Origin of the sequence: Dictyobacter arantiisoli (assembly GCF_008326305.1) — a bacterium.
GTDB classification, from domain to species: Bacteria; Chloroflexota; Ktedonobacteria; order Ktedonobacterales; family Ktedonobacteraceae; genus Dictyobacter; species Dictyobacter arantiisoli.
In genome coordinates this window covers 1-16,152 of the sequence record NZ_BIXY01000113.1, presented here as the reverse complement: position 1 = coordinate 16,152, position 16,152 = coordinate 1, and the positions used below count along the sequence as shown (strand labels likewise).

At 50.2% G+C, this 16,152-nt stretch carries 16 protein-coding genes; 7 read left to right on the top strand and 9 right to left on the bottom strand.

Features of this window, described 5'->3' with window-relative positions; all coding sequences use genetic code 11:
* Positions 1 to 259: 259 nt before the first annotated feature.
* The 6 genes from F1593_RS25010 to F1593_RS24985 all read right to left on the bottom strand — a co-directional run bounded on the left by F1593_RS25010 (position 260) and on the right by F1593_RS24985 (position 7,009).
* Positions 260 to 1,270 (bottom strand): aldo/keto reductase, encoded by a 1,011-nt coding sequence (locus F1593_RS25010; protein ID WP_149404285.1) that lies wholly within the window; start codon positions 1,268 to 1,270, stop codon positions 260 to 262.
* A gap of 133 nt (positions 1,271 to 1,403) precedes the next feature.
* Positions 1,404 to 2,375 (bottom strand): aldo/keto reductase, encoded by a 972-nt coding sequence (locus F1593_RS25005; protein ID WP_149404284.1) that lies wholly within the window; start codon positions 2,373 to 2,375, stop codon positions 1,404 to 1,406.
* A 459-nt stretch (positions 2,376 to 2,834) separates the two neighbouring features.
* Positions 2,835 to 3,494 carry a DNA-3-methyladenine glycosylase family protein gene (locus F1593_RS25000; RefSeq protein WP_172632435.1) on the bottom strand — a complete coding sequence of 220 codons (660 nt, stop codon included), beginning with the start codon at positions 3,492 to 3,494 and terminating at the stop codon, positions 2,835 to 2,837.
* A 115-nt stretch (positions 3,495 to 3,609) separates the two neighbouring features.
* A complete protein-coding gene (locus tag F1593_RS24995; RefSeq protein ID WP_149404282.1) occupies positions 3,610 to 5,268 on the bottom strand; it encodes an efflux permease Rv1217c-related protein in 1,659 nt (552 codons plus the stop codon).
* A gap of 84 nt (positions 5,269 to 5,352) precedes the next feature.
* Positions 5,353 to 6,279: an ABC transporter ATP-binding protein gene (locus tag F1593_RS24990; RefSeq protein ID WP_149404281.1), complete on the bottom strand. Its 927-nt coding sequence runs from the start codon at positions 6,277 to 6,279 to the stop codon at positions 5,353 to 5,355.
* Complete coding sequence (locus F1593_RS24985) at positions 6,254 to 7,009, bottom strand: TetR/AcrR family transcriptional regulator (RefSeq protein ID WP_149404280.1); 756 nt, start codon at positions 7,007 to 7,009, stop codon at positions 6,254 to 6,256. The genes F1593_RS24990 and F1593_RS24985 overlap by 26 nt, the downstream gene beginning before the upstream one ends.
* Before the next feature lie 216 nt (positions 7,010 to 7,225).
* Here F1593_RS24985 and F1593_RS24980 point away from each other — a divergent pair, with 216 nt between their 5' ends.
* From F1593_RS24980 to F1593_RS24960, 5 genes are all read left to right on the top strand, one after another.
* Positions 7,226 to 9,367, top strand: coding sequence for a thioredoxin domain-containing protein (locus F1593_RS24980; protein WP_149404279.1), 2,142 nt, complete (start codon positions 7,226 to 7,228; stop codon positions 9,365 to 9,367).
* Between the two features lie 295 nt (positions 9,368 to 9,662).
* On the top strand, positions 9,663 to 10,148 hold the full coding sequence (locus F1593_RS24975; RefSeq protein ID WP_149404278.1) for a MarR family winged helix-turn-helix transcriptional regulator: 486 nt from the start codon (positions 9,663 to 9,665) through the stop codon (positions 10,146 to 10,148).
* A gap of 94 nt (positions 10,149 to 10,242) precedes the next feature.
* Positions 10,243 to 11,583: an MFS transporter gene (locus F1593_RS24970; RefSeq protein WP_149404277.1), complete on the top strand. Its 1,341-nt coding sequence runs from the start codon at positions 10,243 to 10,245 to the stop codon at positions 11,581 to 11,583.
* 49 nt (positions 11,584 to 11,632) lie between these two features.
* The gene (locus F1593_RS24965) at positions 11,633 to 12,220 is read left to right on the top strand and encodes a cysteine hydrolase family protein (RefSeq protein WP_149404276.1); all 588 of its coding nucleotides are present in this window, start codon (positions 11,633 to 11,635) and stop codon (positions 12,218 to 12,220) included.
* A 75-nt stretch (positions 12,221 to 12,295) separates the two neighbouring features.
* Positions 12,296 to 12,640 carry a hypothetical protein gene (locus tag F1593_RS24960; protein ID WP_149404275.1) on the top strand — a complete coding sequence of 115 codons (345 nt, stop codon included), beginning with the start codon at positions 12,296 to 12,298 and terminating at the stop codon, positions 12,638 to 12,640.
* Between the two features lie 74 nt (positions 12,641 to 12,714).
* Here the strand turns inward: F1593_RS24960 and F1593_RS28655 are convergent, their stop codons facing one another.
* Together F1593_RS28655 and F1593_RS24955 are read right to left on the bottom strand one after the other, a co-directional pair.
* Entirely contained in the window at positions 12,715 to 12,867 is a 153-nt protein-coding gene (locus F1593_RS28655; protein ID WP_172632434.1) for a hypothetical protein, read from the bottom strand.
* The gene (locus F1593_RS24955) at positions 12,860 to 13,582 is read right to left on the bottom strand and encodes a universal stress protein (RefSeq protein WP_149404274.1); all 723 of its coding nucleotides are present in this window, start codon (positions 13,580 to 13,582) and stop codon (positions 12,860 to 12,862) included. Before F1593_RS24955 ends, F1593_RS28655 begins: the two co-directional genes overlap by 8 nt.
* Positions 13,583 to 14,104: 522 nt before the next feature.
* Between F1593_RS24955 and F1593_RS24950 the strand changes: the two genes are divergently transcribed.
* Together F1593_RS24950 and F1593_RS24945 are read left to right on the top strand one after the other, a co-directional pair.
* Positions 14,105 to 14,803, top strand: coding sequence for a hypothetical protein (locus tag F1593_RS24950; protein ID WP_149404273.1), 699 nt, complete (start codon positions 14,105 to 14,107; stop codon positions 14,801 to 14,803).
* A 139-nt stretch (positions 14,804 to 14,942) separates the two neighbouring features.
* Positions 14,943 to 15,698, top strand: coding sequence for a hypothetical protein (locus F1593_RS24945; RefSeq protein WP_149404272.1), 756 nt, complete (start codon positions 14,943 to 14,945; stop codon positions 15,696 to 15,698).
* Positions 15,699 to 15,712: 14 nt separating this feature from the next.
* Here the strand turns inward: F1593_RS24945 and F1593_RS30005 are convergent, their stop codons facing one another.
* Positions 15,713 to 15,808, bottom strand: a complete 96-nt coding sequence (locus F1593_RS30005; protein WP_371873906.1) for an antibiotic biosynthesis monooxygenase family protein — start codon at positions 15,806 to 15,808, stop codon at positions 15,713 to 15,715.
* Positions 15,809 to 16,152 lie beyond the last annotated feature (344 nt).

Here is a 16,152-nt window from a genome sequence, read left to right as displayed (position 1 = left end):
AAACCAAAGCATCAAAACATCACCTTGAAGAACACCACCTTTGCCGACTTCCTGCAACCCATTCCTCGTCGGTCTCTACAGAATTCATCTCCTCCGCTTCTCGCTATTTAAGCGGTATTGCCCTTCACGGGTGGAGAGAACCGCCCATCTCGCCCCGAAGATGCGCCAGAGCAGGCAGACATGAGAGTCGGGTGCGAGAGGATTGTTGCCTTCCACCCGTGAAGGGTGGTACCTACGATAAGCGCATTTCCTCCTATGCTTAACGGCGGGCAATGGTAGCGTCTTGTTCACGTGGTAATTGATACCAGAGCTCATTGCAGGTCTGCAACTCTTCATCATTCAAAGATACTTCGAGCGCCTTTAAACTCTCGGAAAGTTGTTCCGGCTTGCTGGCACCGACGATCGCGCTGGTAATCCCTGGTTGTGCCAGAACCCAGGAGAGTGCCACATGTACCAGACCCTTGCCGCGTGGCTCAAAGAAACTATTTAATTGGTCAACAGCCTCGAAGGCGGCATCTTTCCAATAGCGGCGGCGATAGAGTTCGCCACTGTTTTTTAAGTTGAAGCGTGTGCCCTCCTGGACGGTTTTGCTCGCGCGGTAGCGTCCCGTAAGCATACCACCAGCCAGAGGATTGTAGACAATGATGCCGACATTATGAGCCTGACAGAGTGGAATGAGTTCCTCTTCAATCATACGGAAGAGGATATTATAGCGGGGCTGCACGCTCTCAAAACGGGCCAATCCCTGTAGCTGACTGACCGCATGCGCGTCTGCCAGTTGCCAGGCAGCATAATTTGAGCAGCCGAGATAGCGTACCTTGCCCGAGCGTACCAGGGTATCCAGAGCGTCCATTGTCTCTTCAATGGGAGTTTCGGGATCGGGAAAGTGGATCTGATAGAGATCGATATAATCGGTTTGCAGGCGACGCAGGCTTTGATCACAGGCGGCGATAATGTGTTTGCGGCTGGCTCCTCGATCATTGGCTGTGGGACCAGTTGCTCCACCACATTTGGTAGCCAGAACAATGCGTTCACGAGCCTTGCGTTCGCGCAACCATTTGCCGACAATTACTTCTGTCTGTCCTATTTCATCAGGATCAGCGCCCAGAGGATACATATCTGCCGTATCAAAGAATGTCACGCCATTTTGATCAGCTACATCCATAATCTGAAAGGCTGTTGCCTCATTGGCTTGTATGCCAAACGTCATTGTACCCAGGCATATCTCGCTCACCTTGAGTCCTGTTTGACCAAGACGTTTAATTTTCATGTTGCGATGTCCTTTTCTTGTTAGAGCATCAAGATGCTCTTCGCTTGCATCAGGATGACATGTTTGTGTAATGAGAATAACCAGAAGGTAGAAATGCATGCCTCCTGGTTATTCTATGCTATAGTGGAAAATGCTACCAGGCGTATGCTTCGGGAGCGGCTCCGCCGGGGCCGGGGAAGATCTTATCCAGTTGCTTGAGCACGTCTACTGAGAGGGTAACCTCAAGTGCGTGAATGTTTTTGTCCAGTTGCTCATTTGTGCGTGGTCCAATGATTGGAGCCGTCACAACCGGCTGGGCCAGCAGCCAGGCCAGAGCTACATCGGCGGGATCTTGTTGTAACTCGGTGCATAATTTTTCATAGGCTTCGAGCTGTGGGCGTAGCTTATTGATTTGTTCCTGCATGTGAGGATTGGCACGCCGACCGGACCCGATCTTGCCCAGGACGCCACCGAGTAAGCCACCGCTGAGTGGACTCCAGGGTAGCACACCCAATCCATACGCCTCACAGGCTGGCAGCACCTCAAGCTCGATGGTACGGGCATTGAGATTATACAGGCTCTGCTCGGAAACCAGACCAAGGAAATGGCGGCGTTTGGCCTCTTCATTGGCGCGGGCGATATGCCAGCCAGCGAAATTGCTACTACCGATATAGATCACTTTTCCTTCGCGTACCAGTTGCTCCATTGCCTGCCAGATCTCTTCCCACGGTGACTCACGATCAATGTGGTGCATCTGATAGAGATCGATATGATCGGTTTGCAGGCGGCGCAAGCTATCCTCACAGGCCTGCCGAATATGACGGGCGGACAGATGCTTCTCATTGGGCCACTCGCCCATTTTCTGATAGACCTTGGTAGCCAGGACAACCTTCTCACGGCGGCCATTACCCTGAGCCAACCAGCGGCCAACGATCTGCTCAGTAATGCCCTCGCCCATTTTCTGTCCGTAGACGTTGGCGGTATCAAAGAAATTGATGCCCTGCCCCAGGGCATGATCCATAATCCTAAAGCTATCTTCTTCACTGGTCTGTGGACCAAAGTTCATCGTTCCCAGACAAAGACGACTCACTTCTAAGCCCGTTCGTCCCAGATGTGTATATTGCATAAATAGGCCTTTCTAAACAGACAAATTTCAATATTACTCTTATCTCTACTTTGTACATTTTTAGGCTTTTGAGCCTGAGAAAAGGACGAGTGTAACGCATTTTCGAGCTCACGTTTTCAAAATTGTACAAAGTCGAGCTTACAAAGTGTTTGATTCCCATCACCAGCGGGATCTTGCTGCGCACCTGCTGGCAGGCGCTTGCGCGCCTGCCAGCAGGTGCGAAAACTCATGCACAGTGATCGTGGTGAGTATTGTGCTCTCAAACACTTTTGTTTGAGAGCACAATATCTTATTGATCCATGGAATGTCAGTTTTTTTGGCGGCATAGAGATCTACACAAGAATTGAAGTACCCCAGGAGCACATTCAATTTATTTTAGCATATGAATAGCGGCGACCGTGCGCTGAGACTGTCTGCTTCGTTTACCGTCAGGACAAGATTGGGTTCAAGTCTTCGCCATCACAGGGAGACGATGCGGGTGCGAGGCCGTTCATTTTTGACCTCAATGCGGCGGATGGCCCACATATACCAGGTGGCATAGGTGCGATATGGACGCCAGAGTTCCCCTTGTTGGTTGGCCTCTGCCTTTGTGGGACGTTCAGCGAGCTGATAGGCGTAGCGTATACCTTCGAGGAAGCCAAGATCATCCACTGGGAGCACATCGGGCCTCAGAAAGGTAAAAATAAGGATCATTTCGGCGGTCCAGCGACCAATACCTTTGATCCTGGTAAGTTGCTCGATAATCTCTTCGTCATCCAGTTCCGCCAGGGTGGCGAGTTGAAGCTGTCCACTGATGATATGGTCAGTGAGATTGTGGATATAGCGAGCTTTGGGAGTGGAGAGTCCCAGGGTGCGTAACTGCTCAAATTCTACATTGTGTAGATTCTCGGGTGTAACCCTTCCTTCTGGCAAAGCATTGCGTACGCGGGCCATAATCGCATCGGCTGCTTTGACTGAGATCTGTTGGGAAATAATGGCATCCACCAGCGCATTGAAGATATCTGGATTGGGCTCAAGGGTACAGGGGCCGACCCGCTCAATAGTCGTTCGCATGACTGGATCAATCTCACTCAGATAGGCGGTTGCGGTTGTCGCAACATCCTCAAATGGTATGTTCATGCAATCCCTCTTCTTACTACATATCGTGCTTTTGTATCTGTAGTATAGATGGATTAAGAACATTTGTCCAGTAGAAATGAGCCAGAAAAAGGCTCATTTCTACTGTTATCAGGTATTATGATCCACGCTCGATATCGGACCCTTGAAATTGAATCAGGCCAAGAGCGAAGAGGATTACTGCGATGCCAAGCATGATCAGATTGGGTGTCCAGTGCCAGCCATCCACGAGAGGGCTACCATAGGCATGGAAGATGGAGAGTGACATGATCCATTCCGGCAGGTGGAGAAGTGAGCGCATGAACTCGATCAGGTAGGCCAGAGTGAGATAGAGTGAGACGATGATCAGGATGATGTTGGCGCGTAGACGGGCTGCTCCCGCATAGACGCTGGCAATTATGATCAGTTCCAGGGGTACGATACCGAACGAAGCGGCGATCAGTTTGTTGTTGTCTACCTGCACATTGATGAGATTGGCGATGAGCAGAGTACTCAGCCAGACCAGCACGGCGCTGACCAGTGCGATTGCAGCGATGGTGAGGCTGTGTTCGCTGAGCAGGCGGCGACGCGTCTGGGGGGTACTCATGATCAGTTCCATCCGTCCAGCCTCGAAGTCTTTTGCCCATTTAAAGGCCAGCGTGAAGACAAACATCACCAGCAACAACGGTACAAAGGCAAAGACGGCATAGTTGATAAAGCCATCGTTAGTATCCAGGCTGTGTCCATTGAAGAGTTGAGCCAGATTGGGATTTGCCGTCAGGACATCGTGAATGGGTTTGAGAAAGGATGGCACAAGCTCGATAACCCAGCCTGCATAGATGATGATACCAATCAGCCAGCACGCTATCGGGAGCGCCTGTGAGCGCAATGTACGCAAGCTGAGCGATCTCAATGAGAGATCGTGCTGGGTATGGATACTGATGGTGTTGTGCTTGCTCTGACTGACCTGTCTAACATTTCTGCCTGCAAGTTGGAAACTGCCAGCGCCAATATCCCGCCGCACAAAGAGCCAGAGGCTGGCTGCGCTCAACAGGATACTTCCCACTACCAGCACCACAGCGGCCCAGGGATTATTGGCATAGCCAGCAATGAGTGGTTTATTGATGCCATAGTAATAGTTGGGCGAGAGATAACGTATCCATTGGACCTGTGAGAGGGTACGGGCGGTCCCATCTAGCAAGACGGAGAGGGTCAGCAGGCCAAATGCCCAGCCCTGGGCGCTGCCACGATTGGATAGCAGTTGCGAGAAGAACACGGTGAGCGTGGCAAAGAAGAAGCTAAGCAAGCTGACATTTAATCCAGTCAAAAAAGCGTTCCAGGCATCGACAGGCAGTCCTCTACTGGCCTCACCCAGGATTGTGCCCACCCCGATGAGCAGACTGATGACAATGAGCGTACTGGCAAGCGCCAGGAGCTTTTCGCTCAATAAGCGGGTGCGTGAAATGGAGGTAGCCAGCAACAGTTCAGCCGAGTTGCGTTCTTCTGCCCCACGGATCAAATTGCCGCCTGCCAGGATAGTCCAGATACACAGCATGACAGGAAAAAAGAGATCCAAAACCTTAAAAGTCACATAACCAGCCGTCGTTTGAACGGCAACGGGATCTCCCATAAAGTTGAAGGATTGGGTGAGCTGTGTGAGGGTATTATCCGTCTGTGTATTGCTGCCAGGTCCATAGGCAGCGAAAGTGCCAAGCATCATCAGGCCCAGACCCAGGCCCCAGCTCCAGAGCGGGATACGATATTCGCGGAGTGTCTTGCTCCAAACGGTGCGGAACATAGTTCATAAACCTTTCAGGCAATGTATGTTTCTAATGAGACGTTGCCAATAGTTTTGATCATCATGGCAGAATAAAAAATTTCATTATGCGTTTGCGGCCACTTCGGTCTTGACCTGTTTAGCTGGCTGGTAGAAGCGTAAGAAGATCTCTTCCAGATTGGGTTCCTGCGTTGCGAAATGAATGGCCTGATGTTCTGCCGCTACCTGGATAATGCTTTGGAGTTCTCCCTGGACTGTCAGATGGAGCTCGGTGCCGTCAGGCTCTGGCTCAACCGTGAGCACACCGGGAATATCCTTGAACCAGGCGGGTGAGGCAGGGCTGGCGAAGCGAATGAGGACATCATTCTGTTTGATGTCTTTGAGCTTGCTGACCATATCCATCTGGATCAATTGACCCTCGCGAATGATGCCGATGCGTGAACAGGTATGTTCAACTTCCGGTAGGATATGCGAGGAGAGAAAGACAGTGCGTCCATCGGCATGGACCTCGGCGATCATATGGTAAAATTCCTGTTGATTGAGCGGGTCCAGTCCGCCGGTCGGCTCATCCAGGATCAGCAGGCGTGGCTTATGCATAAATGCCTGTACCAGTCCGATTTTCTGTTTATTGCCACGCGAGTAGGCGCGAAAGCGTTTGGTTAAATCCAGATCGAGCCGTTCGCATAATTGACGTACATATGCTTGATCGACTCCACCACGTAAATTGCCCAGATAGGTCAGGATCTGCGCTCCCGTGAGAGCTGGATCAAATGAGAATTCTCCTGGCAGATAGCCAACGAGCCGTTTGACGGCTGTGGATTGTTTCCAGCAGTCAAAGCCACCGATCTGCGCCTGTCCGCTATCCGGTTTGAGAAAGCCCATCAAGGTACGGATGGTAGTGGTTTTACCAGCACCATTGGGGCCTAAAAAGCCAAAAACTTCCCCCTCGGTGATATCAAAGCTGACATTGAGAATACCGCGTTGTTTCCCATACGTTTTGGTCAGATTAGTGACCTCGATTAGACGCTCCATGTTCAAGTTCCTTCCGCATAAACTCTTGTGTCAAATTTGTCATATGTTTAAGATGAGCCGTAGCTTCCTGTCTTTCCTGTTTATCTGGCTGGCGCACTTCAAAGAGGCGATGAATCGTCTCCGCCGCCAGTTCGGCTCGTACTTCATCCCCGAGTCGATAGTCAGGTGGTAAAAATTCGTCTACCGTCAGAAATCCTGTGGCGATAGCCTCCATCATATAAAACTGAATCCGTAGCGGGATATCCGTGCGGATCAACCCCTGGTCGCGTAGATAGGCTATATAGGTGTTGAAGGCCGCCATCTGAGGCTCAAAATTATCCTGCATCTGTGGTGTGTTGATGAGATCGCCTAGCATATCTGTATTGCGCAGCATGATGGCATGGATCAAAGGATTGCGCAGAGCTGAAAGCACCGAATATTTATAGAGATTGTGGAGTGTTGCACCTTCAGGCTCATTTGCCAGAGCCTTTTCGACTTCTTGGCCCTCTGCAATCTTCTCGCGCACAAGCAGTGCCAGAAACAAATCCTCCTTGGTCTTCCAATGCAGATAGATGGTTCCTTTCGCTACCCCTGCCTGCCTGGCGATATCATCAATCGTCGTTTTCTTATATCCCCAGCGCTGCAACAAATCTGAGGCCACATCCAGGATACGATTGCCGCGTTCCTGCTGCTTGCTCTGTTCCGGACTCTGTGGCATCGTTGTTCGTTCATCACCAGCTTGCTCTCCCAAATCGCCTTCCTTCCTTCCATTCTTCTATCAGGTTGCTTTTTTGACTGTATGACTAAAAAAGCTTTTTTAGTCATACAGTTCTATTGGCATAGTATACTGATGAAAATCATAAAGTCAAGTGCTGGAAAGGGCAATAATTTTTGCGTTTTCGCTTTCCCCATGCGTGTCGTACAATGAATTGGTCGCAGTACGTTTAATCATGCAGGAGAGATTGCTATGAGTGAGCCACAAAGCGCTACTACATATAAACACACCAATCGTCTGATCAATGAGACGAGTCCTTATCTGTTACAGCACGCTCATAATCCGGTGGATTGGTTCCCCTGGGGGGATGAGGCGTTGCAGAAGGCGAAGCAGAAGAATAAGCCGATTCTGTTGAGTGTAGGCTATTCCGCCTGTCATTGGTGTCATGTGATGGAGCGTGAGTCATTTGAGAATGAGCAGATCGCGGCGTTGATGAACCAATACTATGTATCCATCAAGGTAGATCGTGAGGAGCGTCCCGATATCGATACCATCTATATGCAGGCTGTGCAGGCGATGACCGGGCAGGGTGGCTGGCCGATGACGATGTTCCTGACAGCTGATGGGCGTCCCTTCTATGGTGGTACTTATTTTCCGCCGCAGGATCGCCGCTATGGTCAGCAGGTGATGCCAGGCTTCCCACGGATTCTGATGAGCCTGGCCGAAGCCTTTGCGCAGCACCGGCAGGAAATTGAAGAGCAGGCAACGGAAGTCGCAGAACATCTCAATCGACGTGGTGGGGCGTTAGCAGGATTGCGTAAGAGCTCGACCGGCGCGGCTGCGTTACTGGAAACATTGCAAGCTGCCGAGAAACCTCTGTTAGAAGACTTCGATGCTCAGGATGGCGGTTTTGGTGGTGCCCCCAAGTTTCCCAATACGATGGCGTTAGAGTTCCTGTTGCGCCTGCATCAACATCGACCGGCGGGCGAACTGGCAGTGGAGACCACTCAAGCTACGCAGCCGAGCGAGCTTGAAGTGGTTGAAACCTCCCTGCAACGCATGGCCTCTGGTGGCATCTATGATCAACTGGGCGGCGGTTTCCATCGCTATTCGGTCGATGATATCTGGCTGGTACCGCACTTTGAGAAGATGCTGTATGATAACGCCTTGCTCAGTCGGCTATATCTGCATGCCTATCTGGTTACCGGCAAGCCTCTGTATCGCAGAATCGTTGAAGAGACGCTGGATTATGTGGCCCGTGAGATGACCTCTCCAGAGGGTGGCTTCTATTCAACACAGGATGCCGATAGCGAGGGGGTAGAGGGGAAGTTCTTCGTCTGGACACCTGCGGACGTTGAGCGTGTTCTGGGTCCTCAGGACGCCGCTCTGGTGATGCGCTATTATGATGTGACCCCCCAGGGCAACTTTGAAGGAAAAAATATCCTGCACGTGCGGCAGGACCGCGAGACGTTTGCCCGGCAGGAGCACTTGAGCATTGAAACATTGGATGAGATCCTTGAACGTGGGCGGGCCGCTTTATTCCAGGTACGTGAACAGCGCGTACGACCGGGAAGAGATGAGAAAATCCTGACCTCCTGGAATGGTCTGATGTTGCGCAGTTTCGCGGAGGCCGCACGCTATCTCAAACGCGAGGACTATCTTCAGATCGCGCAGCGCAATGCGTCCTTCTTGCTAGAGACATTGCGCCAGGATGACCGGGTGTTACGCACCTATAAGGATGGCCGGGCCCGTTTGCGTGGCTACCTGGAAGATTATGCCTTCCTGGCGGATGGCTTACTGGCCTTATACGAGGCAAGCTTTACCACACGCTGGTTCGTCGAGGCCCGCGCCACAATGGATCAAGCCATCATCCTGTTTGCGGATGAGCAACAGGGGGGCTTTTTTGATACCGGCACCGATCACGAATCCCTGATCAGTCGGCCCAAAGACATCATGGACAACGCCACGCCAGCAGGCAACAGCGTCGCTATGGATGTTCTGTTGCGTCTCTCAGCCTTAACTGGCGAATCCTCCTATCGAGAGCGTGCAGACATCTATCTACAGTCGCTTTTCGAGGCCGCCATCCAGCATCCTCTGGCCTTTGGACACGTCCTGGGTGTTCTGGATTTCGCGCTCTCGCCAGTCAAAGAGTTGGCAGTGATCGGAGAGATTGCAAAGGCAGAGACACAGGCTCTACTGGATTGCATCAACGCTCGCTATCTTCCCAACAGTGTTCTGGCCTGTGCTGCACCTGAGAATCAGGAGGCCAGCAGCGCCATCGCTCTGCTAGCGGATCGTCCTCTCAAGGATCAGCAATCAGCCGTCTACATCTGTCAGAACTTCGCCTGCCAGGCACCCGTCACCACCACGCAGGCCCTGGCAGCCCTTTTTTGACTCCTCCCCATGGGTAAACCCAGGGGATTCCAACCTTCACAGGATCTGGCTTCTTTCCTCGCCATTTTGTAAATAATGGCTCCATTCGGGCAGAAAGAGTGGGAGATGATCCAAGCCTGAATCCATTTTGATCGGCATCGGATGAAATGGGGGAAAGAAGAGAGGAATGACATCCTTCATTCACCAGCGTGCGATCTTGACAAGAGGAATGGGGCTCTGTATAATATTGTTAACGTGATTAAATAATAATTGTATGAATTATTAAGCGCATGAATAAAACAAAGAAAGGATCGGTATGAGTGAGCCTTCTTCTGAGAGGACCTTGGACATTGCCAATGCGTTGTTTGATATTATTCCCCGCTTGTTGGAGCGTATTCGTGCGGAGATTCCCCACAACTCAGATGATATCGCCCCGGAATGGCGCGACATTTTAGAACTCCGGGCCACCAAAGGACAATTCAAATTTTTGCGTGTGCTGATGACGCGCCAACAGTGCGCCATGCAAGAATTAGCTGAGCAACTAGATGTTGCACCGCCAGCCATCACTGCCATGGTGAAACGCCTGCTGGCCCAGGGATTCGTCACACGTATTCGCGATGAACAGGACTGGCGGGTGGTGAAGATATCACTGACCGAACGCGGTCAGCGTGTGGTATCACTCTATGAGGAGTTCTGGTGCACGCACTTACACCGTCTTCTCAGCCATCTCAGTCAAGAAGAACTGACGCATTTACAAGGAGCGCTGCCTGCCCTACGCCATCTGAGTGAGGAAGAGCTCTGATCGGCTTTGTCGCAAGAAGCGCATCCCTCCTGGGAGAACCTCCTTCACGTGCGTCTCTCTCTGCTCACCTTGGTATTCCTTGGAGAAAACACCTATGCGACCCATTCATTCCAGCACTCAGGAACATACTCTTCTTGAAGAGGAGCAGCGGAGTGCGCCAGTCAGGACACAAACCAGGGTCTTAGGGCGAACGTTTATTGCCCTGCGCCATCGTAACTATCGACTGTTCTTTTTTGGTCAAATGATTTCGCAGGTCGGGACCTGGATGCAAATAACCGCACAGGCATGGTTGATCTTGCAACTGACACATAGCGCGTTGCTGCTTGGAGTAGTGAGCTTGCTCCAGTACTTGCCAGTGATGATTTTCTCACTCTACGGTGGGGTACTCGCTGATCGCGTCCCCAAACGCACGCTGCTGCTCGTGACACAATCTATTTCACTTGTGCAGTCAGCCGTCATGTGGCTTTTGGTGATAACGGGAGTGGTCCAAGTCTGGCATGTTCTGCTTCTGGTCGCACTGCTCGGCATCACCAATGCACTTGATAGTCCTACCCGAAACGCGTTTATTCATGAAATGGTGGGCCGCGAAGATCTCCCAAACGCCATCGCCCTGAATTCTTCGCTCGCCAATATGGCTCGTGTGCTGGGACCAGGGCTTGGTGGTGTGCTGGTTGCATGGCTCGGTGTTGCACCGCTTTTTCTCCTTAACACGCTGAGTTTTATCGCTGTGATTATCGGCCTGTTCATGATCGACACACGAACGTTATACGCCTTGCCCGGCAAAAGGACAGACGATAAGAAACGCGGCACGCTCCAGAGCTTGCGTGAGGGTCTCTCCTATTCCTGGCACATGCCAGCCGTTCTTCTCATCATAACACTCATTGGTGGAATCGGGTTGTTCGGTATCACATTCAATGTGATGCTGCCGCTGTTTGCCACTGAGGTCTTCCATGCTGGGGCGACGGGATATGGCTTCATTGCAGCAGCTTATGGGCTTGGGGCTCTGTTCTCAGCACTGTGGGTTGCCTGGGGAAATCGTCAACCGAGTATTCGCTTTCTGCTGATCGCAGCGTTCGCGTTCGGTATACTTGAGATTGCGTTTGCACTTTCGCCCGTGTACATCCTCGCGTTCCCTTTGCTCGTCAGTATAGGGTTTGCACAGATCGTTGTGACAGCCACAGCGAGTACCGCGGTTCAAACAATCGCTCCCGATCATCTCCGTGGCAGGATCATAGGTGTGTATCTATTGGTCTATGCAGGAGCCTTGCCATTAGGGAACTTCTTTGCAGGTGTCGCAACGACACGCATTGGCGTCTCAACGACATTCTTGCTTGGAGGAGCTCTCTGCCTCGTTGTCGCAATTATTGCCTGGCTTCTGCGTCAACCCGCAGAGGAAAGCCTTGAAGAGTCAACGACAGAGATGAGGAGCGAGTAGTTGACAGAAGAACAAACACGTATCGTTTTGCAAGAGAAAAGGAAAAATAATGTCTGATACACATGCACATACCGCTCTTTTAGTGATGGATATGCAGGAAGGAATTGTCGCCAGGCTCGCACAGCAAGGTGACGTTCTCGCCCCTGTACGCACAGCTATCGACGCTGCTCGTGTCGCGTCAATTCCCATCATCTATGTAGCTGTGACCTTTCGCCCAGGATATCCCGAAATTAGTCCAAACAATAAAGCCTTCTTCGCACAGAAAGAACAACCATCTTCCTTATTGACAGGGAAAACAATGGAGATCACTTCTGCTCTTGCTCCACAACCAACGGATATTGTGGTCACGAAACGTCGCGTGAGTGCGTTTAGTGGCAGTGATTTAGAAGTGGTATTGAGAGCACAGAGCATTTCGCATCTGGTGCTCTGTGGTATATCAACCAGTGGAGTGGTCTTATCAACCTTGCGGGAAGCGGCTGACAAGGATTATCAGTTAACGGTCTTAGCCGATTGCTGCTTCGATAACGATGCAGAAGTCCAGCGCGTCCTGTTAACGAAAGTCTTTCCACGGCAGGCGGAAGTGCTTCAGGTTGAAACATGGAAAATGAGGCTCATATCAGGAGAGCTTCAAAAGTAGGTTGGCCCAATTCGGGGCGATACCATTTTTTTCCTGATTACCACAAAGCTCATTTCAACGGAGGATTTTAGCATCATGCAATGGTTATATGACGTTGCCTACTTCTTTGGGAGTGCATTTCTCACCAATGCACTTCCGCATTTCATCAGTGGCTTGATGGGTCAGCCTTTTCCGAGTCCATTTGCGAAACCGCCAGGGAAAGGACTGTCGTCCTCGACTGTCAATGTACTTTGGGGCTTTCTCAATCTGGTTATTGCGTATGTTCTGCTCTGTCGCGTTGGGAATTTTAATCTGCGCGCTACAGACCAGATCATTGCTGCAGGATTAGGCATACTTCTCTTTGGTACGATAACAGCGCGCCTATTTGGACGGTTTCGTGGTGGCAATGAGCCTGTCAGCACGGTGGTGGTAAAAGAGTAGTTACTAATTGTGATAGTAACAAGTACTTACCTTATGTGAAGCGGTTTCTCCAGGTGCCGGGCTATTCCTCAGGGCTATTTAATTTTCCCTTTTCCCGCCGCATGATTTTTTACAAATGAAAATGGTACAAAATGAAAAGGTGGATGGGGAGAACCAACGTAGCGGCAGGATGGTGGTACGATAAAGAAGGCCTCATCCTTTACAGTGAGGCCTTCTTTATCAGTCATTAATATAGTGGACTTCCCCCTGGATATCCCGGCGGCACAGCACCCCTTTTCTGGCAAGCTTTTCTAGCGCGGAGGTTGCTGCACTGAGTTGTCTGGGTGTGTCTGGTCCTGGATGAGGGAGTGGGAAGAGGGCTGTGACTGCCTGCGGCTTCAGGACAGTAAGCGAGCTATGATGTTCTTTGAGATATTGTTGGAGAGCTTGCTCATACCAGAGGACAATATCTTGATTGGTCAAGGAGCGAGGAGGCAAGACAACCATCACAGGGCAGGTAGCGGCGTGCAGTACCTGACGGGAGATACTCCCCAATAATATCCTGCGCAGGCGCTGCCGCCAGCTATCTCCACGGCTGCCTACCACAATCAGATTCGCACGATGCTCATGGGCCGCTTTCACAATCTCTTCAGCCGGTGAGCCAACACAAATTACCTGTTCAATATCTTTCTCCTCAAACCCAAGCTTTTGGAGCGTCGTGCTGGCTTTAGCAAGGATCTCTTCCGCATGCTTTTTCTGTTCTGAACTGGGGGGGATGAGCATATATTGCTCTGTAAAATAGCCTGGATATTCAGTCACGATATGGGTACTGGGGATTGCATGGAGAAGAAGAACAGTGATTGACTGGGTAGTACTTGGAAAGAGATCGCCTACCGTACGAATGGCATATTGAGTGGCAAAGGAAAAACTGGCATCTATGCCCAGCAAAAGACGCTTTTCCATGGCGACGCCACCACCTTTTTGTGTGACAGTTCACTTTTTTACTGTTAAGTGCGACCTTGTAATAAACATCTGTTACTTGTACGCTTGTCTATGTACCTATTATACTTGCTTTCCTGGAAAGAGGCAAGAAATGGGACAAATGACATATCTCTTTTGACTTAACCGTTGCTTATACTGATTGATGAGATAGAGTGTCAAGCCCTTCATTTGATGGACGAGAAGTCAGTACGTAGCCCTGGATGCAGGGCATCTCTTCCATCTTCCATCTTCCGTAACCGCTTATAAGAGTGAGCAAAAGATAACTAACTATATATCTATTGGAATACTATACTAATAAAATCGCAATTAATTATTGAAGCATTTCCCCTTTTACTATAGAAAAATATAGATTGTAGCACAAGAAGTTCATCATGCCAAATGGAATGCATTGGATAATTGTCAATACTTCACGTTTACTATCGTAGTGGAAAGAGCAAGACGTAGCGTATTTCAGTTAAAGCTAGAGGGGACGTACGATAGCCAATGAATATCGAAATAGACAAGCCTCTTGATGAGATGAGCCTGCTGGCTCTCACGGAATATTCACTGCTTGAAATGGCCCGATACCGTCGTAAGGAAGTCAGCGATGATCGCTATTGCCTGGAAATTTTGCGGCGAGCGGTCGTGCTACGGGATAATGAGGCCTGGATGGTCCTTCGGAAGCAGTTTAACGATACTGCGCGCCTCTGGCTGGGTGGTCATTCGCATCGCGAACGGGCGCTCCGCTATGAGACAGAGCAGACCTATATTGATGATAGCTTTCGCCGTTTCTGGCAGGCTGCCAGTGATCAGAAACTCTCCTTCGTAACCGTCGGCAGTGCGCTTCGCTATCTAAAGCTCTGCCTGCATTGCGCCATCATGGATACCCTGCGTGCCTTTGCCAGGGCAAATGTAGAGCGTATCCCTGATTATGGGCATCCTGATGAGCCCCTGGTAGAAGATCATTATGATGAGGGCGAGCTATGGGAAGCGATTAAGAGTGTTTTACCCGGCAAACGGGAACAACGCGTTGCCTATTTACATTTTCATTGCAATTTGAAGCCGCGCGAAATCATGCGCTATTGTCCCGGTGAATTTCAAAGCGAGGAAGAGCTCTATCGCTTGAAGCGCAATATCATGGAGCGTATCTTGCGGAACGCTGATAAGATTCGCTGGAGATTAGAAGGAAGCATACAGATTTGAGGCCAGTATGCTTCCCGGCTGTCTTGTGGCGTTGAAAAGCAGCATCCCAAAAACGTGCTATGTGGCGTTTCATAGAGTATAGAAGTTGCTTGTTTTAATTGCTTACATTGCACGAAGCATCACATATGAAGGATTGCCAATGATGGACTGTCTGTGCTTAGTCGCTCCAAACGATGAGGAATTGCTTCGTTATGTATTAGATGGAGAAGCTTTGCCAGTACAAGCCGGAGAGCATATAGCACGTTGCCTTATCTGCCAGCACCGACTTGCCAGCTATACCAATATGAATACTCTCTTGTTGGGAAATATCTACCGTTATCAATGCCCGGATAGCACCACCTTAAGCCAATATTGCGTAGATATTTTACCAATTGATGACGAGATAACAATTCGCTGCCACCTGGAGCATTGTCCTCTCTGTGCACGTGAGGTTGCTGATGCACGACATTTCCTGGCAGATGAGCCTTTGGATAGAGATACTGCGCTGCTTGCATCTATGAAAGCGCCTCTTTCCGTTTCTCCCAGCCTATCTCAGGCTGATATGATCACGCTATCGTTACAGGCAGGATACGAGAGTGAGCAACAAATCTGGCTCTGTGGCGTGCTTAGCCAGCGGAACGATCTTCAGGCATGTACATCATTGGTCGGTATCAGTGCTGAGATTTATCGAGCCACCTGGTCTTCCGAGCCTCTGGAGAATCCTGAGCATAGAAGTGTGGCTGGGGAATACTCGTTAGCGTATGATGAAGCTCCACTGTTGTCTACTCGAGTTGATGAAACAGGCAAACTGTTTTTTCATGCTATGCATCCCGGCCATTATCTCCTCATCATTCATCTGCCCGAAACTACATTGGTCATAGAAAACCTGCACATCAAGCAAGATGAAACGATGTGAGTTGCAATTTTGCTTTAAGCTGGCAGATCGAACTCAACCAGAGTATCGCACAGGCGTACAATCTCTTTGACGACCGCCAGATGAGCTGGATGGGGGAGATACGCTTGCAGGGCGAATTTGTCTATGAAGACGGTGGCACAGTGGTATGATTGCTCTCAACTAGAGAGAGAAAGAGGTACCCTGGGATAGGCCTGAATGCTTTGAAACGGCCTATCCTATCCCTTCCAATAGACATTTAGCTCGACTTTGTACATTTTTGAAAACGTGAGCTCGAAAATACGTCGCACTCGCCCTTTTTCTCAGGCTCAAAAGCCTAAAAATGTACAAAGTCGAGTTTAGACAGTGTTTGATTCCCATGGTCTTCGCCATCCTGGTGCATGAGTTTTCGCACCTGCGGTGCTCAAAACTGTTTTTAGTGTGTGGTGCAGAAAAGGTGCTATGCACCTTTTCTGCA